Genomic DNA, 26496 nt, shown 5'->3' with positions numbered 1-26496 from the left:
GATGGCTTTTAATTACGAAGAATATCTACGAATGGATAAAATGCCCACGCTTTGGTGCTGGGGCTGTGGCGATGGCGTGATTCTAAAAAGTGTTATCCGTGCTATTGACGCACTTGGCTGGAATATGAATGATGTGTGTATTGTCAGTGGGATTGGCTGCTCTGGTCGCTTTAGCTCGTATGTGAATTGCAACACCGTGCATACTACTCACGGGCGGACAATGGCGTATGCCACGGGCATTAAACTTGCTAATCCGGATAAAAAAGTCATTGTCATATCTGGTGATGGGGATTCTATGGCAATCGGTGGGAATCACACAATCCACGCTTGTAGGCGAAATATTGATCTCAATCTTGTGATGATTAATAACTTCATCTATGGACTCACAAACTCTCAAACCTCTCCTACAACGCCAAAGGATTTTTGGACGGTTACAGCACAATATGGCAATATTGATCCAAACTTTGATCCTTGCGAAGTGGCAAGTGCGGCAGGAGCGAGTTTTGTAGCACGAGAGAGTGTGCTTACACCTAAAAAGCTTGAAAAGGTGCTAATCGAAGGCTTCACGCATAAAGGCTTTAGCTTTTTTGATATACATAGTAACTGCCACATTAACCTTGGACGAAAAAATAAAATGGGTGAGGCAACTTCTATGCTAAAATGGATAGAATCTCGCCTTGTGAGTAAAAGTAAGTTTGATACACTTTCAGCAGAAGAAAGGGTGGGTAAATTCCCAACCGGCGTGCTTAAACACCAAACAGATAGAATGGAGTATTGTGAAGCCTATGAAGGTGTAATCAAAAAAGCTCAAGCTAAAGGGGGACACTAAAATGCATCAGTTGCGATTTACAGGTGTAGGCGGACAAGGGGTGCTTTTGGCAGGGGAGATTCTAGCAGAAGCACAAATCAAAGATAAAGGCTATGGTGTCAAGGCTGCCACTTACACAAGCCAAGTGCGTGGCGGACCAACAAAGGTTGATATTTTGCTAAGCCAAGAGGAGATTCTCTATCCTTACGCACACGAGGGTGAAATTGAGTTTATGCTTTCCACCGCACAGGTAAGCTATGATTCTTTTAAAAGTGGTGTCAAAGAGGGTGGTGTGATTGTCGTTGAGCCAAATCTCGTGCGACCAAGTGATGAGGATAGAAAAAAGTTTAAAATCTATGAGATTCCAATTATTACCATTGCTAAAGAGGAAGTGGGCAATGTCGTTACACAATCTGTTGTAGCCCTTGCCATTACGACAACTTTCACACAATGCGTGGATAGGGATCTTGTGTTTCAAACAATGATAGAAAAAGTCCCTGCCAAAGTCCAAGAAGCCAATAAAAAAGCTTTTGAACTCGGTGAAAAATACGCTAAAGAAGCGATGGCAAAAGCCTAAATATTTATAAGCCTAGTTAGAATCTAGGCTTTTTTTCTCTTAGTAACTCTTAGCAGTAAAAATCTCATTTATAGATTCTACTCTTGGTAACGATTTTTTACTCTCATTTCATAATTCTAACAACCTAAAATCTCCAAACCTGAATACAATACAAACTTTTTAGCAACACTCACTATTTCTTAGCCAACCAATCAAGCCCTATTATATTATTTTTGCTAGAATGTGAGCTTATTTTAACGCAAAGGATTCTCGTGGCATTTTCATCTTTTGACACATCTTTTGAATCTTGGACACATACAGAGACAATGCTAGAAGAGCCAAAACTTTATCGTGTTTTACTCTTAAATGATGACTGGACAGCTATGGATTTTGTCGCACATATCCTTATGGAAGTGTTTGATAAAACCAGCCAAGAAGCTAGAGCTATAACGCTCAAAGTCCATAACGAAGGCAAAGGCGTTTGTGGAATCTACCCCTATGATATTGCCGAGCTTAAAACCCAGCTTGTGAGCCAAAAAGCAAAAGAACAAGGTTATCCTTTGCGAGTAATCACAGAGGAACTCCACTAAAGGAATAAAAATGATAGGACAGAATCTCACACTTATTTTTAATGAATCTATTGATATTGCTAAAGAAATGCACCATAATATCCTTACAACCGAGCATTTATTCCTTGCTACACTCAATAACACTCAAGGCATATCAATCCTACAAAAATGCGGCGGCAATATCCAAGAAATGCGACAAATGACAAATCTATATCTCAAAAAATATATCCCATACTCACAAGAAGTCAGCAAAAGTCCAAAGCAAACCCCAGCCCTTGATAGAATTATAGAATCTATGGTAAGCCACGCTCAAAGTAGCAACCGCCAAAGCATTGATGTAGGCGACCTGTTAGCTTCAATAATGGAAGAAAATCAAAGCTTTAGCACACAGATTCTAAAATCTCAAGGCATTGATAGACTAAGCGTGCTTGAAGTCATCACGCAACAAGAGCAAGATTCACAAACAAACGAGCAAGAAAACCACGAAAAAAGCTACCTTGAACAATACACAAAAAATCTTACTCTTCTAGCTAAAAAAGGAGAGATTGATCCCGTTATCGGTAGGGAGCAGGAGATTTGGCGTGTGAGTGAGATTCTAGCTAGGCGAAAAAAGAATAATCCCATTTTAGTTGGCGAACCCGGCGTGGGTAAAACCGCCATTGCTGAAGGATTAGCATTAGAGATTTATCACAAAAAGCTTCCAAAAGCCCTGCATAACGCACAGATTTTTGCCCTTGATGTGGGGGCGATGATTTCAGGGAGCAAATATCGTGGCGATTTTGAAAAACGCCTTAAGGGTGTGCTAGAAGAAATAGCAGCCATTAAAAATGCTGTGCTTTTTATTGATGAGATTCACACTATTGTGGGAGCAGGGGCTACTTCTGGCTCAAGCCTTGATGCCTCAAATCTGCTTAAACCAGCCCTTGCTAATGGCACACTGCGTTGCATTGGTGCAACAACCTTTGCGGAGTTTAAAACACATTTTGACAAAGACAAGGCTTTATCTCGCAGATTCAGCAAAGTAGAAGTCAAAGAGCCAAGTTTGCAAGACTGCTATGCGATTATTGAAGGATTAGCCCCCATTTATGAAAAATATCATCAAGTAACATATACAAAGAACGCACTTAAAGCCTGTGTGGATTTATCTGCACGATATGTGAGTGATAAATTTTTACCCGATAAAGCCATAGATTTGCTTGATGAAGTTGGGGCAAATACAAAAATCTACCACACCAACAAGCCAAAAATTGAAGTAAAAGATATAGAATCTATTCTCAGCAAAAGCGTGCATATCCCAAAAAGCACCATAAGTAGTGATGAAAGCAAGATGATGAAATCCCTTGCAAATAATCTTAAAAAGAAAATTTTTTCTCAAGATTCAGCTATTATGGAGCTAACACGCGTGATTAAGGCAAATAAGGCAGGGTTAAGCGAGAGTAATAAACCCATTGGTAGCTTTGTCTTTGCTGGTCCTAGTGGCGTTGGTAAAACAGAGCTTAGCAAGGAGCTTGCCAAGCTTTTAGGCATTGCTTTTATTAAATTTGATATGAGTGAATATATGGAGCCACATTCCATTTCAAGGCTCATTGGTGCGCCTGCGGGATATGTGGGCTTTGAACAAGGTGGGCTACTTGTTGATGCGGTGCGTAAAAGCCCCTATTGTGTGCTATTGCTTGATGAGATAGAAAAAGCCCATAGCGATATTTATAATATTTTGTTGCAGATTCTAGATTCAGCAAGTTTGACTGATAATCTCGGCAATAGGGCGGATTTTAAAAATGTCATTGTGATTATGACAAGTAATGCCGGGAGTAAAGATAGCAACACGCTTGGCTTTAATGCCGCCTTGCAGCATAAAAATGACACCGCCATAAAGCTTCTGCTTTCACCCGAGCTAAGAAGTCGCATTGATAGCATTATTTACTTTAATCCTTTGGGATTAAAGGAGTATTTGCTTATTGCTAAAAAATACATTGATGAACTTGCCACTTCTCTTAAATCTCGTCATATTGAACTTAAGATAGATTCTAAAGCCTTGCACTTTCTTGTTTCACAGAGTGTAGATACAGCCCTTGGAGCTAGAGAGATAAAAAAAATCATTGATAGTGAGATTAAAAATAAATTGAGTGATGAGATTTTATTTGGCTCACTTAAAAAAGGTGGAGAATGCCTTATCTCACTTGCTACAAAACCACAAGCACACATTGAGCTAATCTACAAAGAAACGCAAAAAAAGCCCAAAATCAAACCAAGCACAAACTTCACTAAAGAAAAAGCAAAATGACATCGCCATTTTATAATCTCTCCACCTTTTCCAGCTTCCCGTGGGAGAGTGAGTTTGCTTGTATTTATCGCCATATCCCAAGCCAAGAATATGGACATTTTAGCGGATATTTTAAAGCAATTAAGGATTTTCATAGGGAATCTACGCTGATTGGGCTAGATAGCCAACTCAATGCCCTTAGCAAAAATACCCAAGCCTTTATCAATGGCAAAAAATCATCACACGCTTTGCTTTGGGGAGCTAGGGGCTGTGGTAAAAGCTCGTGTTTGCAGCTTGTTTTAAGCTCATTTTTACACAAAGATTCTCCCCTGCGTGTTATTGAACTCCCTATGGAATGCCTTTATCTTGTGGGATTTGTGCAAGATGTTGTGCGGGAGCTGCCTTATAAATTTATTATTGTATGCGATGATTTAAGCCTTTCACCTAATGAAAATAGCTACAAATCCCTAAAAAGTGTGCTTGAAGGTTCATTTGAAAATAAGCCAACAAATATACTTTTTTACACCACTTCAAACCAACGCCACCTTATTGCTGAATCTTACCCGCAAGATACACTGCATCTTAATGACGCTAAAGATGAGATTCTCTCCCTTAGTGATAGGTTTGGGCTTGCTCTAGGATTCTACACGCTTGGGCGTTTAGAATTTTTAGAGCTTGTAGCAGAGCTTTTAAATACTCCCTTAGATGAAGAGACAAAACGCAAAGCCTTGCAGTTTAGCACACTGAAAGGCTCAAACGCTCCGCGTATCGCACAAGAATTTTGCACTCTCTACCACAATAAAATAATATAAAAATTTTATCGTTTAGAAAAAATACAATTTTTTTAGCTAAGATTAAAGCACATAAAGCTAAAGGAGACGAGATGAGAGTTTTTATCGCTGTGATTATGCTTTTAAGTCTAGCCTATGCCAAAGATGACACCCACACAGGCTCTTCCGCCCCAGCACATACTATGCAACATCATCAAGAAATGCTAGAAGCACAAGCTCCCCTTGCCCTATCTAAAGAAATGTTAAATCTTATGCACGAGCCGATGATGGAAGAGCCATTTTTGGAAGATGATAATTTAGATTTAAACTTTCTTACAAATATGATTCCACATCATCAAGGTGCTATTGATGCTTCAGAGTTTCTCCCAAAACACTCCAAAAACAAGCAATTACGCACCATTGCCACACAAATTATTCAAACGCAAAAAGCCGAAATTGATGAGTTTAATGTCATTATCCCCGAACTCAAGGAGCAAAAAAAGCTTTATAGCCCAAAGGAAGTAACACTTTATAACCAACAGGCTAAAAAAGATATGGAGACTATGCACCAAGAGATGTCAGGACTTGCCTTGACAGAGCATTTAAACCACGATTTTTTGTTGAGTATGATTCCTCACCACGAGGCTGCCATCAAGGCTTCAAAGCAGATTCTTATCTACACGCAAAATGAGCAGATAAAAGCCATCGCACAAAAGATTATCCAAGTCCAAGAGCAAGAAATTGAAGACTTCAAAGCCCTACTTCCAAAAATCCACTAACACCGCAGAATCTGCTACTATAAAACCTTCTGCTATAAAATCCGCCCTTGCAGAATCTGCTCCCATTCTTATGGGCAGAGTGCAGACATTACGCATTATGCGTTTTAGCAAAAATGGTGCATATCTTAGCACAGCCCAAGCTACACAAGATTCAGCTTCAAAAGTTTCACACGCACAAGATTCACAAAATTTGCACCCCACAAAATCCCACAGCAAAAGCCCTAGCTCTTCACCCCAAGAAGTGCTATTGCCAAATAAATTTTTGACCCCACAAAATGCCATAGGCGATATGATAAAAGTCTTTGTTTTGACAGATTCACAAGATCGCCCAGTGGCTACCACGCAAAAGCCAAAGGCACAATATGGGGATATTGCTTTGCTTGAAGTCATTAGCCACTCGCCCTTTGGCTGTTTTTTAGACTTAGGTGTGGATAAGCATATTTTTATGCCTTGCAAGAATCCGCAAAGTTTCAAGCTTCATCAAAAGGTGCTTGTTGCTATTACGCTTGATAAACAATCTCGCCTTATTGCCAAACAAGGGATTAAAAAATACCTAAAGCCCACTCCAAAGCTTCACGCAGATTCTACAAGCTCACTTCAAGCCTATATTTTTGAAAAAACACCGCTAGGCTTTGGCTGCGTGGTAGAAAATGCCTACTTTGGATTACTCTATGCAAATGAGCTGCCTAAGTCTTTTGTCCCACGCTTTTACACGCCCATTGAAGTGTATGCTAAGGGCATTAATCACGCTAGATTTGATCTCACGCTCTATCCGCCACTGCAAAAAGATCATAAGCAAATGCTGCTAGATTCTATGCCTTTAAGACTTGATTTTTCTGCCTCGCCAGAGAACATTTTTACATCTTTTCATATAAGTAAAAAGCTTTTTAAACGCCTTATTAATGAGCTTGTGAGAGAGGGAAAAATATATTTTGAAAAAACAGAGCAAAGCTTTAAACTTACACAAAAGGAGAAAACATTATGACAGCACTTATCACAGGGGCATCTTCGGGCTTTGGAGCAGCCATAGCTAGAATCTTCACTCAAAATAACCACAAAGTCATCATTCTTGCACGAAGAAAGGAAAGGCTAGATTCTTTACAAAAAGAGTTGGGAAACCTGTGCCAAAGCATAGTGTGCGATGTGTGCGATACGCAATCTATCGCAGAAGCCTTATCACATCTCCCTAAAGATTTTCAAAACATAGATGTGCTTATTAATAACGCCGGATTAGCCCTTGGGCTAAGCAGTGCGGATAAGGCAAGTATTGCTGATTGGGAGCGTATGGTAGAAGTGAATGTCATAGCGCTTATGAAGCTCACACATTTGCTTTTACCACAAATGGTAGCACAAGGACACGGGCATATTATCAATATCGGCTCAATTGCAGGGAGCTACCCTTATCCGGGTGGCAATGTCTATGGAGCAACAAAAGCATTTGTGAAGCAATTTAGCTTGAATCTCCGTGCAGATTTGTATGATAAAAATATCCGCGTGAGTGATATTGAACCCGGACTTTGTGGCGGAAGTGAGTTTTCTTATGTGCGGTTTAAGGGCGATGAGAAAAAAGCTCAAAGTGTGTATGAAGGCACAACGCCACTTATGCCTGAAGATATCGCGCAAAGCGTGTTTTGGGTAGCTTCCCTGCCACAACATATAAACATTAATCGCTTAGAGCTAATGCCCACCACACAAGCTCCTGCTGCCCTTAATGTGTGTAAAAAGGCTAAAGTTTAATAAGTTTAATCCGCTTAGCTACAATGTGATTTTAATTTAAACAAGGAGAATCTATGCAATGGCATACAAAAAGTTGGCGTGATAAGCCAATCAAACAGCACCCAACCTACAAAGACACAAAACTTTTAGAATCTGTGGAATCGCAGCTCAAATCCTATCCACCGCTAGTATTTGCCGGTGAAGCTAGGGCGTTGCAAGAGCGATTAGCTCAAGCTTGTAGGGGAGAGGCGTTTTTATTACAAGGGGGCGATTGTGCGGAGAGTTTTTCACAATTTAATGCAATCAATATCCGCGATTTATTTAAAGTGATTATCCAAATGGGGGCGATTTTGACCTTTGGTGCATCTTGCCCCATTGTTAAGGTAGGACGCATAGCCGGGCAGTTTGCTAAACCTCGCTCAAGTGATTATGAGATTCAAAATGAAGTCAGTCTGCCAAGCTACCGCGGCGATATGATTAATGGTATGGAGTTTGATTCTAAAGCAAGGGAGCACGACCCAAATCGCTTAATTCAAGCCTATAATCAAAGTGCGGCGACACTCAATCTTTTGCGTGCGTTTGCACAAGGGGGCTTTGCGGATTTAAATCAAGTGCATAAATGGAATCTTAGCTTTGTAAAAAATAATGCCTTTGGGCAGAAGTATGAGGAACTTGCCTGTGCCATTACTCAAGCCCTTGATTTTATGAAAGCCTGTGGGATTAACTCCAAAGACTTGCCGACCTTGCGTGAAACGGAGTTTTACACCTCACACGAAGCCCTTGTGCTAAATTATGAAGAACAGCTTTGCCGCGAAGATTCTCTAAGTGGAGAGTGGTATGACTGCTCGGCACATATGCTATGGATAGGCGAACGCACAAGGGGGCTTGATGAGGCGCATATTGAATTTTTGCGAGGGGTTAAGAATCCTGTGGGCGTGAAGATTGGACCAAATGCGACTAAGGAAGACATTATGGGAATCTGCGATAAACTCAATCCGCACAATCAAAGCGGTAGGCTTAATCTCATCGTGCGTATGGGGGCTGAAAGCATTAAGAAAAACTTCCCCGCATTATTAGAATCTATCAATAAAGAAGGGCGTGAGATTCTATGGAGTTGCGATCCAATGCACGGCAACACAATCAAGGCAAACAATGGCTACAAAACGCGCGTGTTTGATAGTGTGCTAAGTGAAGTGAAGAGCTTTTTTGAGATTCATAAAGCCTGTGGAAGTTATGCGGGTGGGGTGCATTTGGAGATGACGGGAGCTGATGTTACAGAATGTGTTGGTGGCTCACAAGCTATCACCGAAGATGGACTAGCGTGTAACTATAACACACAATGCGACCCACGCCTTAATGCTACACAAGCCATTGAGATGGCATTTCTCATAGCGGATATGATTAAAAACCGCTAGTGCTTTTTTGTATTTCCTTCAAGTATTTTTTAGAATCTAGCCTAACAGATTCTAAAAAATAGCACAATATTTAGCGATACCCACAAAATGCTTCAAAACAACAAGCAACATTTTAGCTTCTATAAAAGATTAATTTTTGCTTTGTCAATGGAGTTAAAGATTCTAAAAGAGATTTACAGCAAGCAAGGGATTATCTTGCTTGCTGTGTAATGTTAAAATTTCTTTTTCTTCACATCTTCTAGAATTTGTCCAGCTATATCATCAACAGCCTTAGAAATGCCTTCAGCGTGTTGAGCAACCTCAACATTCTTATGCGTTACACTCTCAAGGCTAATTACCGCTTCATTAATCTGTGTAATGCCAAGCGTTTGCTCATTAATAGAATCTGCCATTTCATTAATGCTTTGCACTAAGAGATTTGTATTTGCCTCAATCTCGCCTAAAGATTTTTGTGTCCTTTCAGCAAGTTTTCTTACTTCATCGGCAACGACTGCAAAGCCTCTGCCGTGTTCTCCTGCACGAGCTGCTTCAATAGCGGCATTAAGTGCGAGGAGATTAATTTGATCGGCAATATCACGGATAATACCAATGACATTTTTAATATCATCGCCTTGCGAAACCACTTCAGCTGTTCGCTCACGCATACTCTGCATTGATGAAGTAATCTCTTCAATTGCACTTGCTGTTTGCTCCAAGCTACTAGCCTGTGAAGTAGAGCCTTGTGTAAGGTGTGAAACCGCCTCTTCTAGCTCACTTGCCCTTTGTGCAAGTGTTTGAGCAAAGCCACTTGAAACGCGTAGCATTTGTGCAATCTCTTGACCCAACACATTTGCTGTAATTTCAACATTACCCCTAGCATCTGGGATAGAGTTTGTAAAATCAAGCGTCTTATACTGCTCAAAAATGTCGTGGATAAGATTCATATCCGTCCCTACTCGTCTTTGTAAAACATCAAGGAGTTCATTAAGAATCTCTTGGAGTTTGATAAGCTGCGGATTGTTTGGTTTAGCATTCAGCCTTACACTTAAATCGCCCATCTCAACCTTATGCACAGATTCTATGGCTTGTTCAATAGCAATGTTGTCAATACGCGTATGCTCCTTAATATCCTCAACGGCGTCATTAATGCGTTTTGCCATTCGTCCTAGCTCATCAGTCTTATTTATATCAATGCGTTCAACATCATTGGTTTCGCGTTTTAAGAATCTAAAGAAACCTTTCAAGCCCTCATAGATTTTTTCAATATCTCTTTGGATATAGAACTTCACATAACCAATCACCACAAGATTCACAAGCACCATAACAACAAGCAAGACGATAATAATGCTTTTCTCAACAAAACGCAACTCCGCAAGCAACTCATCATAAGGAGCAAAGTTAAACATCGTCCAATACACACCATCCCAAATTTCAAAATTGTAGATAGCAGCCATTCCCTTGTATCCAGCCCTTGAAGTCGTCTCAACAATATCGCTTCCAAGCTTATGCGTTGCTTGCAATTCAACAGCCTTTTTCACACCCTCTGTATTATTAATATCTAATAGCTTCGCGCCTATCTTATCTTCCTCATAATACATTGTCAAAAGCCCATCATCTCCAAGAAACAGTCGCACAGAGTGTTCAAATGGATTAGTATTCTTTGCTAGAATCTCATCGCTTAGCTCATATTGATGATAGCTCCCACAACCCCTACGCGTTGCCCTTCGTTATATACAGGAAAGGCAATACTGATTGCTTTAATTTCTTGCTTCTCATACACGATTGTTGTGGGGTTAGAGAGCATAATCTCCTCTGTCCCGGTCTTAATTGCAGGCACATTCGCAAAGCCATCTACAAGATTCTTGCCATCTTTTGTCTTTATATCATTCAGTGAAGCTATCCTTACGCCAGAATCGTGCTCATCAGGGTCATCATCAACAAGCACAAATCCAGCCCTTGTGCGTTCATCATATGCAGGATGATCAATCTTAATATATGTTGCCACCATAGTTGGATCATAATCTACAACATATTCAAGCAATTTGCTTAATGCCACAGAAGACATCGCACTTGCATTGCGTCTTAGATTTGCACCTGCGGCTTTTGCCACCGCTTCAAGTCCAGCTCCAGCTACGCTAAAGCGCGCCTCCACAGCACGAGCATCATTAAAGGCACTTGCATATAAAAATTTCTTTGCTTCTTTCACCATACTATCTTCAATGTTACTTGAGACAAGCACCGCCACACCAACATTACCAACTAATAAAATCAGTGTCAAAAGCCCACTGATTTTATTACCAATACTCAAATTGCGAATGTAAGACAACAAAATACACTCCTTGAAAATTATGGATTAAATCCGTTTTTGTGAGACATTGAAGCAATATTTTCAACTTTACAATAAACTCCCACATATTGTAATGTATTTTTTTGGCAAAATCAAGCTAAAGCCCACTACAAAAAAAAAAAAACGCCCTTTTTTTACACACGAAATGAAACATTTTAAGTTGTAGGAATAATTATTCCGCCCTAAAACAGCCCTTTTTGCTCAATAAATGGAATCTTTAATAACTCATAAGTCTTAGGCGTGGCGATTCTGCCTTTTGCCGTGCGTTCAAAATACCCATTTGCCAATAAATAAGGCTCTATCACATCTTCAATAGTCGCCTCATCTTCACTCATCGCCGCAGCTATGGTATTTAGCCCAATGGCTCTACCTCTAGATTCAGCTAAAATGGCTAAATAACGCAAATCTAGCTCATCAAAGCCTAGCTCATTAACGCCTAGCTCATTTAATGCATAATGCACGCACTCCACATCTATTTCACTTTGAAAATCTCTCACATCAGCAAAGTCCCTTACCCTCCTTAAAAGCCTTAAGGCAATACGCGGAGTGCCTCTAGAGCGTCTAGCAATCTCATTAGCTCCTTCTTGTGAAAGGCTTTTTGAAAGCTTTTTTGCCGCAGTCTGCACGATAAGGGCAAGTTCCTTTGGCTCATAAAATTGCAGTCTAAAACTCATTCCAAACCTATCACGCAAAGGGTTTGAAAGCATACCCGCACGCGTTGTCGCGCCAATAAGCGTAAAAGGGGCTAAATCAATCTTAAGCGTTTGTGCCGCAGGACCAGAGCCTATGATAATATCAAGCCTAAAATCCTCCATTGCCGGATAGAGAATCTCTTCAATAGCTGGGCTAAGGCGGTGAATCTCATCAATAAATAAAATATCCCCCTCATTGAGATTTGTTAAAATTGCTGCTAAATCACCGGATTTTTCAATCATCGGTGCGGCACTCACCTTGATATTACAGCCCATTTCATAGGCGATAATGTGGCTTAGTGTCGTTTTGCCAAGCCCGGGCGGACCAAAAAAAAGAATATGATCTAAGCATTCCTTGCGTTTTTTACTTGCTTCTATAAAGACTTTGAGATTCTTTTTTATCTTTTCCTGTCCGACATATTCTTCCCAAACACTTGGGCGTAAAGACAGCTCTTGGCTAGATTCAAAGCTGAATTTTTCAACTTCCACAATACGATTTATTTCAGTGGATTCTTTTGACTTTTCTAGCGTGATTTTCTCCATTTTCGCCCTTAGTAGCTTTCATTTTCATTAGGGAATTGCAGGGATTTGACATCTTTAGCGTAGGCTCTTATGGCTTCTTTTAGCATTGCTCTGCCATCACAATATGTCCGCACAAACTTTGGCTTAAAAGCTGAAAAAAAGCCAAAAGCATCGCTCCACACTAGAATCTGCCCATCACACGCATTCCCCGCCCCTATGCCAATGGTAGGCACAGATAAAGCCTTTGTGATTTTTTCTGCCACTTGTGATTTTACCCCTTCAATCAGCACGGAGCAAACCCCAGCTTCCTGCATTGCTAAGGCACATTCTAGCAGCTCTTGAGCTTCTTTTTCACTCTTGCCTTTGACTTTGAATCCCCCATCAAAACGAGCAAATTGCGGCTTTAGCCCAATATGTGCCACAACGGCAATGCCCTCTTCACACAACGCCCTAACAATAGGCAATTTTTGTATATCCACTTCAAGTTTAATGGCATCAGCGGCGGTGTTTTTATAGAATCTTAACGCATTTTTAAGGGCAAGTTTTTGCGTAGCATAGCTCCCAAAGGGCATATCCGCTAGGACAAAAGAGTGCTTCACACCCCTGCAAACTGCCTTTGTGTGATAGAGCATTTCTTCCATACTCGCTCCTAATGTCTCATTCTCCCCACCAAAGCTCATTTTCAAACTATCGCCCACCAAAATCACATCAACTTCAGCATCAAAAATCTCCGCCATTAACGCATCATAAGCCGTAATTGCCGTAATTTTCTCTACACCCTTTTTTGCTTGTAAATCTGTAATACTCATCTTTTTTTCTAGCATTTTTATCCTTTTTGGCAGATTCTAATCGCCCCAATTTAATAGCACCACCGCACATACAACCATAGCAATGCCTATGTAGCCAAGTGTGCCGAGATTCTCTTTAAAAAATATATAGCCTCCAAGGGCTGTGCCAATAATGCCAACAGCCCCCCAAGTCGCATACGCTGTGCTTAAAGGCAGAATCTGTATCGCCACAGCTAACGCACTAAAAGCCACCCACACCATCACTACACAGGCAATCGCATAGCCTTTATGTGTGAAGCTATTTGACTTTTTTAAAAACAAATTTGCCACAATATCAAGCAGTGCTGCTACAAGCACAAACACCAACGCACCCTCTTTTGTGCTAAAGAGCCAAGTCATTTTTCACCCCCATTATCTTGTGAATCTCTAGCCGTTGTAGAATTTTTAGCAGCCACAGAATCTGTAGAATCTTCGTGGGCTTTAGCATTTCTTAGCTCCGCAATATTAATAAGGGCAATGCCACAGAGTGAAAGACAAATACCTAAATACTCCTGCCATTTGAGACTTTCCCCAAAGTAGAAAATCCCTATACATACCACACACAGCACGCCCAAAACTTCCCATAACGCATACGCCACACTAATAGACAATCTTTTAAGCGAAAGAGCCATAAAGTAATATGAAAGCACAAGCAGTGCATACATCGCTACAAAGCCAAAGATTCTATTGCCAGATTCATCTCCAACTTTCATAAAGCTCGTAGCTAACACTTCGGTTAAAATCGCAAAAGTCAGCAAAATATAGGCTTTTTTGAAACTCATTTTTTTCTCCTTTTATGCTTATTGAGTGTAGCGGTAGTGAGTTTAGAATCTGTATTTTGAGCAAACACTACAAAGGCTAAAATCACACTGACAAGGAGCATTACACCGCTTAGAATCTGCCCCATTGACAGCCCAAAAGCATAATAACCAAGCTGTGAATCTGCCTCTCTATAATACTCACATACAAATCGTGCTATGGCATAGAAAAATCCATACGCTACAATCAAACTGCCCGGTTTTTTAGCATATCGCCAAACCATAAGCAAAAGCATAAAGACAACAATGCCCTCCATAAATGCTTCAAAAAGCTGACTAGGGTAACGCAACTCACCATTAACAAGTATGCCTATGCTTCTGCCAAACTCACTCTCATCTACCAAACGCCCAAATAACTCGTGATTAAAGAAATTCCCCAAGCGTCCAAACACATAGCCTAATGGAATGGAAATAGCCGATAAATCCATAAATATCCAAAATGAAAGCTTTTTAACACAACAAAACAGCAATGAAGCAAGTAAGAATCCAAACATCGCTCCGTGATAGCTAAAGCCACTGATACCGACAAAAACGCCATTGTAGTAGGGGTTAAAAATCTCCCAAGGTTGTGTAAGGTATTCCCACCTGTGCGGAGAGTAAATCAGCACATAGCCCAATCTCCCGCCTAAAATTACGCCAATCTCTACCCAAATAAAAAATGAATCTAAGCTCTCTTGCGTAATAGGAAAGCGTGTATTGTTATACTTCACAAATGCCTTAGCAATAAGCAAAGCTATAAGCATTGCTCCCACATACATAATGCCATACCAATGCACATTTATGCCAAAAAGCTCAAAGGCTATGGGGTCAATATACTCATAGATTCTATTCCAAGTGCTATACTCTTGCATTACGCCTCCATAATCTTAATCTTAAACTCATCGACCATATCAATTTCTTCAAAAAACATAAATAATCGCAAGTCATCAACAATAATCTCTATGGGTATCCTATCCACACTTCTTAGTTTAAATAAAAACCCAAGCACATAAGAATTAATCGGGTAAGCTTGAACAAAATAGATTCTTAAAATACTTTCAGCACTAAGCAGAATCTCTGGCAAAAGATTTTCTAGCTCAATTTTAAAGCCTAAAAACGCATCATAAGTCTTAAGCTTTCCTGTGCTACGCACCATTTGTAAGTCATTGATTGTTTCAAGATGCAACGCCATATCACTCCTTTTTTACAAGGCGTGATTATAGCAGAGTTTATTTTTAAGAGATTAAATAAGGCTAGGAATAAATATCCTAAACTATTTGTGATTGTGCGATTAAGGGTATTTGCAAAGAGTGATGAGATTCCTTACACAAAAACCTTTTATATTTCCACACGCAAAGATGAATACACAAAGGGTGTCTTTACTCTTTTTATCATATAATGACTCTTAGCACCCATAAGTTTTAGAATCTTTTTGCCCTTTTTACCTATTTTTAGTTCATCTCTTTTGTAGCAAGACCTTGAGATAAATGGATAGCAAGATTCCAAAATAAAATGTGTCGCTCTAACTTTTAGCACACATTCTATATATTTTTTTCTGGCTTTCATATTGTTTTTATATCCATTATAAAGCTGTGTTTTAGATAAGCACAAAATACTATGCTCTATAATATTCCCCACATACTCACATAGCACAAGGGCGATTTTATCCCTGCCTTTTCTTAGAATCTTTATCCTATTTGCTTTAGAATCCGCTACTAAATCTCGCTTCAACCCCCACTCAACGCCTTGCACCTGATGATGTGGTTTAGATTCTCTTACAATAATATGAGATTCTACCCACGCGATAATTTTATCAATGCTACTAAAATCCGCTTCGAATCTCGCTCTATACACATTAGTCATATGAAGCACTATGTTCTAAACTTCGCCATCGCCCCATCTAGTTCCTCTGCTTTTTGCGACATATCATTCACAACCTTTTGGATATTATGCCCCACACTTTGCGTAGATTCAGAAGATTTAGCAATATCTTGCATCATACTTGCCAACTCTTTTGTGCTTTGAGAGATTGAGCTACTTATCTCTGTCAAACGAATGGAATTTTGCTTTGTAAGCCTTAGCTTTTCGTGCGTATGATGGGCTTCATCAATAAGCGGTGAAGTCTTTTCTGTAATATGTATCATATCTGCCGCACTCTCTTTAATCGTTTGCCCCATATCATCAATGCTTTGGGTTACAAGATTTACATTTGCTGCTATTTCATCTAAAGACTTTTGTGTCCTTTCAGCGAGTTTCCTAACTTCATCAGCAACCACCGCAAAGCCCCGTCCGTGTTCCCCTGCACGAGCTGCTTCAATCGCGGCATTGAGAGCTAAAAGATTTGTTTGATCGGCTATGTCGTTAATGATTGATAGCACAGATTTAATCTGCTCGGCGTGATTTGTAAGCTCCTCTACACTCCCTAAAATATCCTGCTGACTTTGAACAGAAGTGGTGATAAGCTCAATAGAATCACTAAGATTCTTAACAAACTCTTCTAAAATACTCTCCGTTTGATTAATATCATCAGTCGTAGCAGTGGCCGAATCTTTAGCAACTTCAAGATTCTCGCTCACATTTTGTGCAAGTGAATTGACCCTATCTACAAGCTCAAATTGCTCATCAGAATTGCGTGAAAGCACATTTGACATATCTAGCAATCCCTTGCAAGTATGCATATTTTCTAAGCTTACGCGTTTGCTTAGAGAAATCGTCTCTTGTATAGTTTGGATAAATTTATTGACATAGTTTGAGGTAAGCCCCACTTCATCTTTGCTCTTAATCGCTAGTCGCTTTGTCAAATCCCCACTACCGCCATCTGTCAAGTCCTTTGCCATATCTCGCAAACGATTAAGCGGTTTAACTAGCTCTTTTTCAAAAAACACATACAGCCCAAAGAGTGCTAAAACCCCAGCTACAAGCATTGTGAGTAAAAGATAATTTTCACTCTCATCAATTTGATCATAAAAGCTTTGCGTTGAAATCTTAAGCTCAAGCACACCTAGCACATCACCTTCTTTAACCTTGCCATCTTGATGACACGCCATACAGCCCTCATCTGCAATCAATGGCTTTTGAAACAAAACGCTATGCTGATTGTTTTCATTGAGTTCATCAAGTTTGGCAAGTTTGTTTGTAAAAACTTCTTGAATCTTAGGATCATCACTCACAGAATCAGGTAGATTAAATAAATCAATCACACTTTGGGATTTATAGATTGTTACAGATTCTACTCCCGGGATCTTACCCGCATCAGCTAATCCCGCATCAATCATCTCTCTAATCCCCATATTCATACTCATACGCACGGTTTGAAAAATAGAATCTCCAAGCATTTGCGCACTTCTTTTCCCCTCTTTCACCGCCATACTCTCATACCCAGATGAGATGATTTGATACAACACACCAAAACCAATGATAATGAAAACAAAAAGAGTGAAAAGCACTTTAGAGCGAAATGATTGTAGCATTACGACCCCCTTTTATTTTGTGAGATTCTAGGTATCTGTCTTAATTTTGCTCGGCATATTGTAGCACATTTATTTAAGCTAATTTTTTTAATGCCAACTTCACAAGCTCTGATACACTCTGTGCCTCTATGCCTTGAAGTGCCTTTTGAGCATCTGTGTTTTTAAAGCCAAGCGATTGCAAAGCTAGAAGTGCTTCGTTTTTTAAGCTATTTTCTTGCGGAAGATTTTCATCACTGATAAGACTAGCAAAGAATCCCGCCACATCAACCATAATCTTCCCCGCTCCCTTTGCCCCAATACCCGGGACTTTTTTCAACGCATCAACATCTTTATTACTAATGATTTTGGCAAACTCCATTGGCGTATAGGTAGATAAAATCGCAAGGGCGACCTTTGGACCCACACCATTAATCTTAATAAGTCGCTCAAAAGTCTGCTTCTCTATCTCTTCTACAAAACCAAAAAGCAAATGTGAATCTTCGCGGATAATTTGCGCGCAAATAATCTTTACTTCCTTGCCACCCTCTCCCCTAAGCTTTGAAGTAGCATTAAGCGACATTTGCACCCCATAAATCACACCACCTACATCAAGCTCTATCATCATAGGCTCACTTCTTACAATCACTCCCCGCAATCCAACAATCATACTTTTTTCTCTCCTAATAAGAATCTTTACCTAAATCTATGAGCGAACTTCCCGCACAAGCTTCAAACTCTCTTTGTCAATCCCAATATCCACTTCCTCGCCGTGGCTTAAAAGCATAATGTCCTTTACTTCTGGGAAAAAGCTCTCATAGACAATCTCATTATCATTTTGCCAAGGGGCATCGCTTGTGATTTTGGCATTTTGCGTTTGCAAGTCAAGATTCTCTAAAGCCGAGCTAAAATCCTTGCTTTGAGCTTGTAATGTCAGCAAACGCTCTTTTAAATATTTTGTCCTGCGTAAAAGTACCACATATTGTGCCACACTTTCAGTGATACTGCGTTCATTAGGCTTATTATTTTTCTTATTTTCCTCCATAATGTGCTTAATTTTCTCCACAATGGGCTTTGTCTTACGCACCCTTGCCAAGTCCTTGTTTAGCACTGCTAAAAGCATATTCATCTCTTTGATATTACGCTCAATCTGTGCGTTAAAATGCTGCACCTCTTGCTTTGCTTTGAGTGAAGAGCGAGAATTAATGCTGATATGATTTTCTCCCCCGCTCATTGCTTTGATATACAAATGCTCCGAAACGCCAATTCTCGTATGGGAATGCAATGAATTAATCGTAATTTTCCTTGCCTCAATGCTCCCGCCATTGGCTTGTTCAATCACAATCTCTTCACCCTCCACATTACCAAGCTCCAAGCGATTAATGCGAATCTTCTCTCCCATCGCACTGCCCTTATGTATATCAATACTCATCTCATCTGCTTGAATCACGGCACTTTGGTGCGTTTGCCCATTAATCTCAAGCTTTTTTGCCACCACTTTGGCATTTTCTGCCACAGAGCCATAAATCTTTATATCTTGTGCCTCAAGCACAATACTCGCTCCAATCGCATCTTGATTAGGATCGGCACAAGTTACTTCAACAACAAAGCCCTTTTTGTCCCCACCTAGCAATGAGCCACTTTTACGCAAACTCACTTCGGGGAAATTAAAATCAAGTAAAATCCGTAGCTCCCCTTCACCCACAGACACATAGCCATCTTGTACTGCGTAATATAGCACCTCATCTTCTTTCTCTTCTATGTTAAACTCACTATCCTTGAATCTTAGCTTTTGTATCTTATCATCGCTTTCACTCTCTTGCTTTTTAACATTGATAAAATCTCCCTTGAGATTCCGCCCACTTACCCCAGATTGATGTTTTAGGCTTATACCTACGAGTTCGCCACTTTTTGCTGCATAGGAAGCAAATTCAATACTTTCACTATGCGTTTTATTCCACTCTTCTTGTAAAATGAATCTAAAACTTGCCTCCATTTCCGGGATAAAACTCGCCTTTGCAATCACAAGGCTTTGTGCAGATTCTAGCACACCACTTATTTGCAGCTGTGAGAAAAGCTCTTTAAGATTTATAATCTCTTGTTTCACTCCGCTATCAAACAACCTAATAACGACATTGTGCATAATCTTTTTTCGTGTAATCTCCTCATAAAGTGCCTGAAAAAAACTCTCATCATTTTTTACTTCTAGCCCCGCCTTAAGATCTAAGCTCAACTCATAACAATGTGAATCTAGCCTAAGATCAACAAAAGGAGCTAAGTCATTTTCCCTTAATCCACGCAATGTAACATCATACACCTGCCGTATTTCAAAGTCATTTTTATTATATTCCGCATCATTGCTTAGAATCTTATCTCTCTCTTCAGGGCTTAATGAAGTAAAATCTTTCTTTTTTTCGCCACGATGAAGGGTGTTAATCTGCAAAATATCAAAGCTAATCATTTTTTCTTCAAGTGCATACAACTCACTGATTTTTTTAATCTCAGCACTTACATCAGCACAGCCCTTGACTGATACAGGCTCAAACAATTGCATAACAACCCCCGTAGCTTAAAGTTTGTTTATTGTAGCTATAATTTTACACTTTCAATCTTTAAAAAGGCAAAAATTTGATTAAAAAAGCATTTTTGACAAATAGTAGTGGCATTCTGCTTTCACGCGTAGCTGGTTTGGTGCGTGATTTATGCACGGCTAAGATTCTAGGGGCTGGAGTGTATAGTGATATATTTTTTGCCGCCTTTAAATTGCCAAATCTTTTTAGACGCGTCTTTGGAGAGGGGGCTTTCACGCAAAGCTTTTTGCCAAACTTCATTCGCAGTCGCAAAAAAGGTATGTTTGCTCTCATCACTTTTCTTATCTTTGCTTTTGTTATTCTACTCTTATCGCTTTTTGTGGTGTTTTGCAGTGGGCTTGTTACAAAGCTTTTAGCGTGGGGCTTTGATGAAGAGACAATAGAGCTTGCAAAGCCCATTGTGGTGATTAACTTTTGGTATTTGGAGCTTGTGTTTATCGTTACTTTTCTCTCTTCTCTTTTGCAATATAAAAACTGCTTTTGGGTCAATGCCTATAACACTGCACTTTTAAATATTGCTATGATAGCAGCCCTGCTTTTAGCCCACGATAAGCAATCTATGCAAGTGGTGTATATGCTAAGCTATGGCGTGGTGTGCGGTGGAATCTTGCAGATTCTACTGCATTTCTATCCGCTGTATCGTTTGAGATTTTTTAAGCTTTTGTGGGTAGGCGTGATTGAGCTTTGGCAGTGGTGTAAAACAAAAGATCCAGATTCTAAGCTCAAAGCTAAAATCACTCAAATAAAAAGTGAGCTAAAAACCTTTTTTAAGCAGTTTTTCCCCGCTATGCTTGGTAGCTCCACTGCTCAACTTGCCACCTTTACTGACACACTTTTAGCCTCATTCCTAGCTGCTGGGAGCATTAGCTCACTTTATTATGCAAATAGAATCTTTCAATTCCCCCTAGCGATTTTTGCTATTGCTATATCCACTGCCCTTTTCCCCCTTGTAGCAAAGGCGATTAAAAACAACGAACAAACAAAGGCTTTACAAGCCTTAAAAAAATCATTTTGGTTTTTATGCGTCATTTTATGTGCTTGTGTGGTGGGCGGAGTAATGCTAAGTGAAGAGATTATCAGCCTTTTATATGAATGGGGGAATTTTACTCGTGAAAATACCATTATCGTAGCAGGAGTGTTTAGTGCCTATATGATAGGACTTGTGCCTTTTGGATTAAGTAGAATCTTCTCCCTTTGGCTTTACTCTCATCAGATGCAGAGCAAAGCGGCTAAAATCTCTGCCATCTCCTTACTATGTGGCATTGGCTTTTCACTTGTGCTTATGCACCCATTTGGAGCTATGGGCTTGGCATTTTCAGGCAGTTTAAGCGGATTTGTGCTTTTTGTGCTAACCATTAGAATCTTTGGCTTCAAGCAATTCTTAGCTATAATAGCCCACACAAAAGCGTGGCTACTGCTTGTGATAATTTTAAGCGTTGAAGTGCTGATTCTATGGTTTCTTAAGCCCTATATCAGCGATTGTGTCAATGCCATTCATCTTTTTGTAAGGAATAGCGTATGATTACCCTTTTTGATAGCAATAAGAGGCAAAAGCTTTGTTTTGAGCCTATCTCACCAAAACAAGTGCGAATCTATGTCTGCGGACCAACGGTGTATGATGACGCACATTTAGGACACGCGCGAAGTTCTATTGCTTTTGATTTATGGCGGCGATTATTTTTATTCCTTGATTTTAAAGTCATATTTGCTAAAAATTTTACTGATATTGATGATAAAATCATTAAAAAATCCTTGCAAAATGGCATAAGTGTGGAAGAAGTAAGTGAGCGATATATTGAGCTGTATTTAAACGATATGCACGCTTTAGGTATCTTGCGTCCCGATCTTGAGCCAAAAGCTACAAGCAATCTACCTCAAATGCACGAAATGATAGAGCAACTTTTGCAAAAAGGCTATGCCTACAAGGGAGAAAATAACGATGTGTATCTAAGCATTGCTAAAGATAAAGCCTACGGCTCACTCTCTCAACGCACCACACACGAGCAGAATCAAAGTCGTATCACAAATGCCAACGACAAACAAGAAGAAAGCGATTTTGCGTTGTGGAAAGGCTACAAGGGGGAAGATGACATTGCTTATGATAGCCCATTTGGCAAAGGGCGTCCGGGCTGGCATATTGAATGCTCGGCAATGATTGAAAAGCACCTTGCCTATGATATGCGTGAAAAGCAAGATTTTGCCATTGATATACACGCAGGTGGGGCAGATTTGCTTTTCCCCCATCACGAAAATGAAGCCTCCCAAACCCGCTGTGCCACGGGGCGAGAACTCGCAAAATATTGGCTACACAATGGCTTTGTCAATATCAATGGCGAAAAAATGAGCAAAAGCCTTGGCAATAGCTTTTTTATCAAAGACGCACTCAAAGTCTATGATGGTGAGATTCTAAGAAATTACCTGCTTGGGGTGCATTACCGCTTGGCGTTAAATTTCAATGAAGAAGACTTATTGCAAAGCAAAAAGCGACTTGATAAAATCTATCGGCTCAAAAAAAGAATTATGGCAGAACGCATTATAGATTCTATGCCACAGGCAAAAGCCCTAGATTCAAGTGAATTAGCCCAGCAGTTAGAATCTTTACACACGCTTAAAACGCATACCAAAAACGCACAAGATTCTTTTATTAAGCCCTTGCTTGAAGCCTTGAGTGATGACTATAATATCTCAAAAGCCCTTAGCATTATTGAAGAAATGCTATCTCTTAGCAATGACTACCTTGATAAGAATCCAAAAGACAAAGCCTACAAACTTGCCATTAGCGGCAACCTTGCGTGTATAGAATATCTGCTTGGGCTTGGGGGTAAAGACCCTACTCTGTATTTTCAGCTTGGGCTAACAGAGCAAGAAAAGCAAGATATTGAATCTAAACTTCAGCTCCGCACAGAAGCTAAAAAACAGAAAAACTACGCCCTTGCTGATAGCATACGCGATGATCTCAAAGCTCAAGGTATTGAGATTATGGATACTCCACAAGGTAGCACTTGGGAGAAAATCTAGCTACATCTCCACAAATGCCAAAGAAACAGAATCTAAAATATAATGAGCTTGTGAAATGTCTTTGGCAATGCGGGATTTTAACTCGCCCAAATCACTAAAAGTGCGGTTATCGCGGATTTTTTCAATAAAACATATACTTACAGAATCTACACTTATCCTATCTTCTGCCACAAAGTCATCATCAATGATATGCGTCTCTATGCTAAATGCCCCATCTGTGCTAAGACGATGCCCCACAAAACACACGCTTTTATAGATTCTATTTTGCAACTTTGTGAAACTCGCATATACGCCATTTTGGGGCAAAACATATCCGCTAGTCTCTATATTTATAGTCGCATACAGCTGCGTTGAGCCAAGATTCTGCCCTTTTACAACCCTGCCTTGTATATGATAATACCGCCCAAGTAACGCCCTTGCATTTTTCACATCGCCTTGCTTAATGGCTTGTTTTATCACACTTGAATGCACCCCTTGATCTTTGATACAAAATTCCGGCACGATTATCACTTCCCCTCCAAACAAATCCGCCAAGTCCTCCGCATTCCACGCCCTATTTTTCCCAAAGCAAAAGTCATAGCCCACCACGAGCTTTTCTAATGCCCTAAACTTTTCTTTTAATTTTTTTACAAAATATGCCCCATTCCATTCTTTAATATCGCTAAATTCCACAAAAATCATCTCTTTATCGCAATATAGCTCTTTATCTGGTGTGAGTAGCTCTCCGCCACTTTCAATGCAAAGCACCGCTCCACTCTCCCCCAAATGCTTAAAAAGCTCCTTGTGAGCTAAGTGCATACCATCAAACTTCCCCAACGCAAGATGAGTAATACGCCTATCTTCTGGCATAGACAAAAAACTCTTCATTCCCTTCCTTTCCACTTACTCTGCTTTTTTCACTCGCTATAACGCTAAAATTCCGCTTTTTGAGATTCTCACAAAACTCATCTACTGCCTTTTGCCCTAAACTTTTATCCTTTAGCACCCCTTTTTTATTGCGTTTTGCATTTAATCCCACTTCAAATTGTGGCTTAAAAAGCCAGATATATTCCCCCACTCTTAATCTCTCAAAGCTATCCATTAGCTTATACAGCGAGATAAAGCTCACATCACACACCATTAAATCAAACTCCCCTTCATCGCTAAAATCTCGTATATCACACTCCTCAAACACACTCACCCGTTCATCTTGCAAAATGCTAATATGGAGCTGATTTTTCCCTACATCTACGCACACCACAGAATCTACGCCAGATTCCAAAAGCACTTGAGTAAAGCCCCCTGTGCTTGCTCCAATATCAATGGCTTTTTTATGAAAGAGATATGCCCTATCCCACAGCCCTTTTTGCACTAAAGATTCTATAAATCCCCGCAGTTTATACCCCGCACGAGAAAGCAGTAAATCTTTAGAATCCACACTCACTTCATCATCTTTTTCAAGCAAAAATGAGCCTTTTTTCACCACAATACCATTGACTTTCACACAGCCAGATTCTATGGCTTCTTTTGCCTTTGTGCGGGAGCTACACAAAGATTTTACATACATATCAAGTCGCATTATTGTGTGAGCTTACTTTCACGCTTTGCATAGCCAAAGTCAAAGCTCATACGCCCCACACCCTTTATCTCCGCAAAAAGCTTTAATGCGTCCTTACCACGCTCACCAATCCTATCAAACGCAACAAGATACACATCATTATAAGCAATATCAGGGGTAAAAGTGCCAAGATTCTTAGAATCTAGCTTTTCTATTTTGCTAGATTCTACGCTATTGTAGGCAGTTTTTAAGCTAAATTTCATATTTTTTTCACTTATCTCATCAAGCTTATCATACACTTCTATCAAAAACATCTCACCACTTGTATTTTCTAGCCACTCTTTATTAATCTCATTGACATATCGGGCTATCATCAAAACCCGCGTGTGATTATCCTGCAAAATTTGAGATTTTCTCATCGCTTGAATCTCACGCTCTTTTATGGATTTTTCATCTTTTGGCTTATAATGAGCTGAAGCAATATGCACAAAATCTTTTTTATAAAAATCACTACACGAAGTAAGTATAAACGCCACGCCCACGCACACCGCAAAAAACTTCACATCTTTCCTTTATTCTTGTTATTTAAATATTGTATCACAAACTTTGCTACAATGCCTAAACCCAAAAGCAAAAGGATTTGTATGCAAACGCCCACCCTAGCCCCAAAGCACCTACTCCGCACAAGCGACCTTAGCCTATCACAAATTGAATCTATCTTAAATAAAGCCCAAGTGTATAAAGATATGCAACACAGGGAGATTCTCAAAAACAAAACCATTATTACCATTTTTTTTGAAAACTCCACACGCACACTTTCTAGCTTTGAGATTGCCGCTAAACGCTTGGGGGCTGATGTTATCCGCCTTGATGTAAGCAAAAGCTCCACGGCTAAGGGGGAGAGTATGTCAGATACCGCAGCAAACTTAAATGCAATGAAGCCAAATGCCATTATTATCCGCCATAAAAACGCTGGGGCAGGATACTATCTCAAATCCCAAGTGAGCTGCCCTATCATCAATGGTGGCGATGGCGCACACGCCCACCCTACTCAAGCTCTGCTTGATTTGCTGACTTTAAAAGAGCATTTTGACAATGATTTGCATAATCTTAAAGGCAAAAAAATTGCTATTATCGGCGATATAAAAAACTCGCGTGTGGCAAATAGCAATATTGAATTGCTTTCACGCTTTGGTATGGAAGTGATTTTAGTAGCCCCACCGCATTTTCTCCCGCCTACCACCTTACGCACCACACATAATCTCCGTGAGATAGCTAAAGAGGTTGATGTCTTTATGAGCTTACGCACACAGACAGAACGACACGATAAGCAAATCTATGGCTCACTCAAGGACTACGCCTCGCAATACTGCTTGACTTTGGAGATTCTAGGCGATACAAATGCCATAGTCTTACACCCCGGACCTGTGCACAGGAATATTGATATTGATGATGAAGTGCTGAAAGATTCTCGCTGCAAGGTGCTAGAGCAGGTAACAAATGGGGTATGTGTGAGAATGGCAGTGCTAGAATTTTGCTGTGCTTGAGAGCATTAGAAAAGACTGATATAAATCAAGTAGAGAGTAGGATAAGACTAACGCGACCCCTTGAACAAGTCGCGTTATGGCTAAATCTTAGCTACACTTGACTACTATTACGCATAGTAGTATAATGGCAACCAAGATTTTCTGGTAAATCTTATCCATTGTAACCTCCTTTGTCAAAGTAGGTTACGCTAAGAGAGGTTGCGACTCTCTTAGGCAACCTCTAAGCCACATTATATCACATTCCTAGATTTTACTTTAAGCATTTTATCAGTCTTAATTTTTGTGTTATTTTCGGCTACATCTTATCTCCGCACTTA

27 protein-coding genes are annotated in these 26496 nt (G+C 40.0%); 12 read left to right on the top strand and 15 right to left on the bottom strand.

The genetic code is table 11. The features are described from left to right. Position 1: 1 nt before the first annotated feature. The 9 genes from LS74_RS07480 (at position 2) to LS74_RS07440 (ending at position 8876) form a co-directional block, all read left to right on the top strand. A complete protein-coding gene (locus LS74_RS07480; RefSeq protein ID WP_034589151.1) occupies positions 2-829 on the top strand; it encodes a 2-oxoglutarate ferredoxin oxidoreductase subunit beta in 828 nt (275 codons plus the stop codon). A 1-nt stretch (position 830) separates the two neighbouring features. Continuing rightward, entirely contained in the window at positions 831-1385 is a 555-nt protein-coding gene (locus tag LS74_RS07475; RefSeq protein ID WP_034589154.1) for a 2-oxoacid:acceptor oxidoreductase family protein, read from the top strand. Positions 1386-1636: 251 nt separating this feature from the next. Continuing rightward, positions 1637-1954 carry an ATP-dependent Clp protease adaptor ClpS gene (locus LS74_RS07470; protein WP_034589157.1) on the top strand — a complete coding sequence of 106 codons (318 nt, stop codon included), beginning with the start codon at positions 1637-1639 and terminating at the stop codon, positions 1952-1954. A 10-nt stretch (positions 1955-1964) separates the two neighbouring features. After that, positions 1965-4217 carry an AAA family ATPase gene (locus tag LS74_RS07465; RefSeq protein ID WP_138128973.1) on the top strand — a complete coding sequence of 751 codons (2253 nt, stop codon included), beginning with the start codon at positions 1965-1967 and terminating at the stop codon, positions 4215-4217. Further along, entirely contained in the window at positions 4214-5008 is a 795-nt protein-coding gene (locus LS74_RS07460; protein WP_034588220.1) for a DUF815 domain-containing protein, read from the top strand. The genes LS74_RS07465 and LS74_RS07460 overlap by 4 nt, the downstream gene beginning before the upstream one ends. Before the next feature lie 71 nt (positions 5009-5079). Beyond that, positions 5080-5745 carry a DUF305 domain-containing protein gene (locus LS74_RS07455; RefSeq protein WP_034588222.1) on the top strand — a complete coding sequence of 222 codons (666 nt, stop codon included), beginning with the start codon at positions 5080-5082 and terminating at the stop codon, positions 5743-5745. After that, positions 5708-6730 carry a S1-like domain-containing RNA-binding protein gene (locus LS74_RS07450; RefSeq protein ID WP_236096864.1) on the top strand — a complete coding sequence of 341 codons (1023 nt, stop codon included), beginning with the start codon at positions 5708-5710 and terminating at the stop codon, positions 6728-6730. The genes LS74_RS07455 and LS74_RS07450 overlap by 38 nt, the downstream gene beginning before the upstream one ends. Further along, on the top strand, positions 6727-7482 hold the full coding sequence (locus LS74_RS07445) for an SDR family NAD(P)-dependent oxidoreductase (protein ID WP_034588224.1): 756 nt from the start codon (positions 6727-6729) through the stop codon (positions 7480-7482). Before LS74_RS07450 ends, LS74_RS07445 begins: the two co-directional genes overlap by 4 nt. Before the next feature lie 53 nt (positions 7483-7535). Next, positions 7536-8876: a class II 3-deoxy-7-phosphoheptulonate synthase gene (locus LS74_RS07440; RefSeq protein ID WP_034588228.1), complete on the top strand. Its 1341-nt coding sequence runs from the start codon at positions 7536-7538 to the stop codon at positions 8874-8876. Between the two features lie 212 nt (positions 8877-9088). Here LS74_RS07440 and LS74_RS11685 read toward each other — a convergent pair whose 3' ends face one another. The 12 genes from LS74_RS11685 to LS74_RS07385 form a co-directional block, all read right to left on the bottom strand. After that, positions 9089-10489 (bottom strand): methyl-accepting chemotaxis protein, encoded by a 1401-nt coding sequence (locus tag LS74_RS11685; protein ID WP_328590618.1) that lies wholly within the window; start codon positions 10487-10489, stop codon positions 9089-9091. Between the two features lie 44 nt (positions 10490-10533). Further along, a complete protein-coding gene (locus LS74_RS11385; RefSeq protein ID WP_236096863.1) occupies positions 10534-11184 on the bottom strand; it encodes a PDC sensor domain-containing protein in 651 nt (216 codons plus the stop codon). Positions 11185-11384: 200 nt separating this feature from the next. Beyond that, positions 11385-12437 (bottom strand): Holliday junction branch migration DNA helicase RuvB, encoded by a 1053-nt coding sequence (gene ruvB / locus LS74_RS07430; protein WP_034589433.1) that lies wholly within the window; start codon positions 12435-12437, stop codon positions 11385-11387. Positions 12438-12445: 8 nt separating this feature from the next. Beyond that, positions 12446-13240, bottom strand: a complete 795-nt coding sequence (gene panB / locus LS74_RS07425; RefSeq protein ID WP_034589431.1) for a 3-methyl-2-oxobutanoate hydroxymethyltransferase — start codon at positions 13238-13240, stop codon at positions 12446-12448. A gap of 21 nt (positions 13241-13261) precedes the next feature. After that, on the bottom strand, positions 13262-13603 hold the full coding sequence (locus tag LS74_RS07420) for a DMT family transporter (protein ID WP_034589429.1): 342 nt from the start codon (positions 13601-13603) through the stop codon (positions 13262-13264). Beyond that, the gene (locus LS74_RS07415; RefSeq protein ID WP_236096862.1) at positions 13600-14025 is read right to left on the bottom strand and encodes a DMT family transporter; all 426 of its coding nucleotides are present in this window, start codon (positions 14023-14025) and stop codon (positions 13600-13602) included. Before LS74_RS07415 ends, LS74_RS07420 begins: the two co-directional genes overlap by 4 nt. Next, entirely contained in the window at positions 14022-14912 is an 891-nt protein-coding gene (lgt, locus tag LS74_RS07410) for a prolipoprotein diacylglyceryl transferase (RefSeq protein ID WP_034589339.1), read from the bottom strand. The genes LS74_RS07415 and lgt overlap by 4 nt, the downstream gene beginning before the upstream one ends. Further along, complete coding sequence (locus LS74_RS07405) at positions 14912-15232, bottom strand: hypothetical protein (protein ID WP_034589341.1); 321 nt, start codon at positions 15230-15232, stop codon at positions 14912-14914. The genes lgt and LS74_RS07405 overlap by 1 nt, the downstream gene beginning before the upstream one ends. A gap of 146 nt (positions 15233-15378) precedes the next feature. After that, positions 15379-15903: a hypothetical protein gene (locus tag LS74_RS07400; RefSeq protein ID WP_034589342.1), complete on the bottom strand. Its 525-nt coding sequence runs from the start codon at positions 15901-15903 to the stop codon at positions 15379-15381. 8 nt (positions 15904-15911) lie between these two features. Beyond that, the gene (locus LS74_RS07395) at positions 15912-17510 is read right to left on the bottom strand and encodes a methyl-accepting chemotaxis protein (protein WP_138128971.1); all 1599 of its coding nucleotides are present in this window, start codon (positions 17508-17510) and stop codon (positions 15912-15914) included. Between the two features lie 73 nt (positions 17511-17583). Further along, entirely contained in the window at positions 17584-18156 is a 573-nt protein-coding gene (gene ruvA / locus LS74_RS07390; protein WP_138128969.1) for a Holliday junction branch migration protein RuvA, read from the bottom strand. A gap of 36 nt (positions 18157-18192) precedes the next feature. Beyond that, complete coding sequence (locus LS74_RS07385) at positions 18193-20040, bottom strand: hypothetical protein (RefSeq protein ID WP_034588308.1); 1848 nt, start codon at positions 20038-20040, stop codon at positions 18193-18195. Between the two features lie 74 nt (positions 20041-20114). Here LS74_RS07385 and murJ point away from each other — a divergent pair, with 74 nt between their 5' ends. Together murJ and cysS are read left to right on the top strand one after the other, a co-directional pair. After that, positions 20115-21599, top strand: a complete 1485-nt coding sequence (gene murJ / locus LS74_RS07380; RefSeq protein ID WP_034588310.1) for a murein biosynthesis integral membrane protein MurJ — start codon at positions 20115-20117, stop codon at positions 21597-21599. Further along, complete coding sequence (gene cysS / locus LS74_RS07375) at positions 21599-23095, top strand: cysteine--tRNA ligase (protein ID WP_201274717.1); 1497 nt, start codon at positions 21599-21601, stop codon at positions 23093-23095. The genes murJ and cysS overlap by 1 nt, the downstream gene beginning before the upstream one ends. On the opposite strand, the gene LS74_RS07370 is transcribed toward cysS, so the two are convergent. Genes LS74_RS07370 through LS74_RS07360 form a run of 3 tightly spaced genes read right to left on the bottom strand, consistent with a single transcriptional unit; the run spans position 23096 to position 25195 of the window. Beyond that, a complete protein-coding gene (locus tag LS74_RS07370) occupies positions 23096-23962 on the bottom strand; it encodes a bifunctional riboflavin kinase/FAD synthetase (RefSeq protein ID WP_034588315.1) in 867 nt (288 codons plus the stop codon). Beyond that, complete coding sequence (gene tlyA / locus LS74_RS07365; RefSeq protein WP_034588317.1) at positions 23931-24653, bottom strand: 23S rRNA (cytidine-2'-O)-methyltransferase TlyA; 723 nt, start codon at positions 24651-24653, stop codon at positions 23931-23933. The genes LS74_RS07370 and tlyA overlap by 32 nt, the downstream gene beginning before the upstream one ends. Beyond that, positions 24653-25195, bottom strand: coding sequence for a hypothetical protein (locus LS74_RS07360; RefSeq protein WP_034588319.1), 543 nt, complete (start codon positions 25193-25195; stop codon positions 24653-24655). Before LS74_RS07360 ends, tlyA begins: the two co-directional genes overlap by 1 nt. Positions 25196-25276: 81 nt before the next feature. Between LS74_RS07360 and LS74_RS07355 the strand changes: the two genes are divergently transcribed. Next, positions 25277-26179, top strand: coding sequence for an aspartate carbamoyltransferase catalytic subunit (locus tag LS74_RS07355; RefSeq protein ID WP_138128967.1), 903 nt, complete (start codon positions 25277-25279; stop codon positions 26177-26179). Positions 26180-26496 lie beyond the last annotated feature (317 nt).

The organism is Helicobacter magdeburgensis, from assembly GCF_000765825.2.
Taxonomy (GTDB): domain Bacteria; phylum Campylobacterota; class Campylobacteria; order Campylobacterales; family Helicobacteraceae; genus Helicobacter_C; species Helicobacter_C magdeburgensis.
This window is presented reverse-complemented; position numbering and strand designations above follow the sequence as displayed.

Coding starts and splice junctions, on each gene's coding strand:
- LS74_RS07385 (WP_034588308.1), bottom strand. CDS start 20,040: ATGCAATTGTTTGAGCCTGTATCAGTCAAGGGCTGTGCTGATGTAAGT.
- tlyA (WP_034588317.1), bottom strand. CDS start 24,653: ATGCGACTTGATATGTATGTAAAATCTTTGTGTAGCTCCCGCACAAAG.
- LS74_RS07415 (WP_236096862.1), bottom strand. CDS start 14,025: ATGAGTTTCAAAAAAGCCTATATTTTGCTGACTTTTGCGATTTTAACC.
- LS74_RS07440 (WP_034588228.1), top strand. CDS start 7,536: ATGCAATGGCATACAAAAAGTTGGCGTGATAAGCCAATCAAACAGCAC.
- lgt (WP_034589339.1), bottom strand. CDS start 14,912: ATGCAAGAGTATAGCACTTGGAATAGAATCTATGAGTATATTGACCCC.
- LS74_RS07455 (WP_034588222.1), top strand. CDS start 5,080: ATGAGAGTTTTTATCGCTGTGATTATGCTTTTAAGTCTAGCCTATGCC.
- ruvA (WP_138128969.1), bottom strand. CDS start 18,156: ATGATTGTTGGATTGCGGGGAGTGATTGTAAGAAGTGAGCCTATGATG.
- LS74_RS07445 (WP_034588224.1), top strand. CDS start 6,727: ATGACAGCACTTATCACAGGGGCATCTTCGGGCTTTGGAGCAGCCATA.
- panB (WP_034589431.1), bottom strand. CDS start 13,240: ATGCTAGAAAAAAAGATGAGTATTACAGATTTACAAGCAAAAAAGGGT.
- LS74_RS07465 (WP_138128973.1), top strand. CDS start 1,965: ATGATAGGACAGAATCTCACACTTATTTTTAATGAATCTATTGATATT.
- LS74_RS07370 (WP_034588315.1), bottom strand. CDS start 23,962: ATGAAGAGTTTTTTGTCTATGCCAGAAGATAGGCGTATTACTCATCTT.
- LS74_RS07355 (WP_138128967.1), top strand. CDS start 25,277: ATGCAAACGCCCACCCTAGCCCCAAAGCACCTACTCCGCACAAGCGAC.
- LS74_RS07405 (WP_034589341.1), bottom strand. CDS start 15,232: ATGGCGTTGCATCTTGAAACAATCAATGACTTACAAATGGTGCGTAGC.
- LS74_RS07400 (WP_034589342.1), bottom strand. CDS start 15,903: ATGACTAATGTGTATAGAGCGAGATTCGAAGCGGATTTTAGTAGCATT.
- LS74_RS07475 (WP_034589154.1), top strand. CDS start 831: ATGCATCAGTTGCGATTTACAGGTGTAGGCGGACAAGGGGTGCTTTTG.
- LS74_RS07395 (WP_138128971.1), bottom strand. CDS start 17,510: ATGCTACAATCATTTCGCTCTAAAGTGCTTTTCACTCTTTTTGTTTTC.
- LS74_RS07480 (WP_034589151.1), top strand. CDS start 2: ATGGCTTTTAATTACGAAGAATATCTACGAATGGATAAAATGCCCACG.
- ruvB (WP_034589433.1), bottom strand. CDS start 12,437: ATGGAGAAAATCACGCTAGAAAAGTCAAAAGAATCCACTGAAATAAAT.
- LS74_RS07420 (WP_034589429.1), bottom strand. CDS start 13,603: ATGACTTGGCTCTTTAGCACAAAAGAGGGTGCGTTGGTGTTTGTGCTT.
- LS74_RS07460 (WP_034588220.1), top strand. CDS start 4,214: ATGACATCGCCATTTTATAATCTCTCCACCTTTTCCAGCTTCCCGTGG.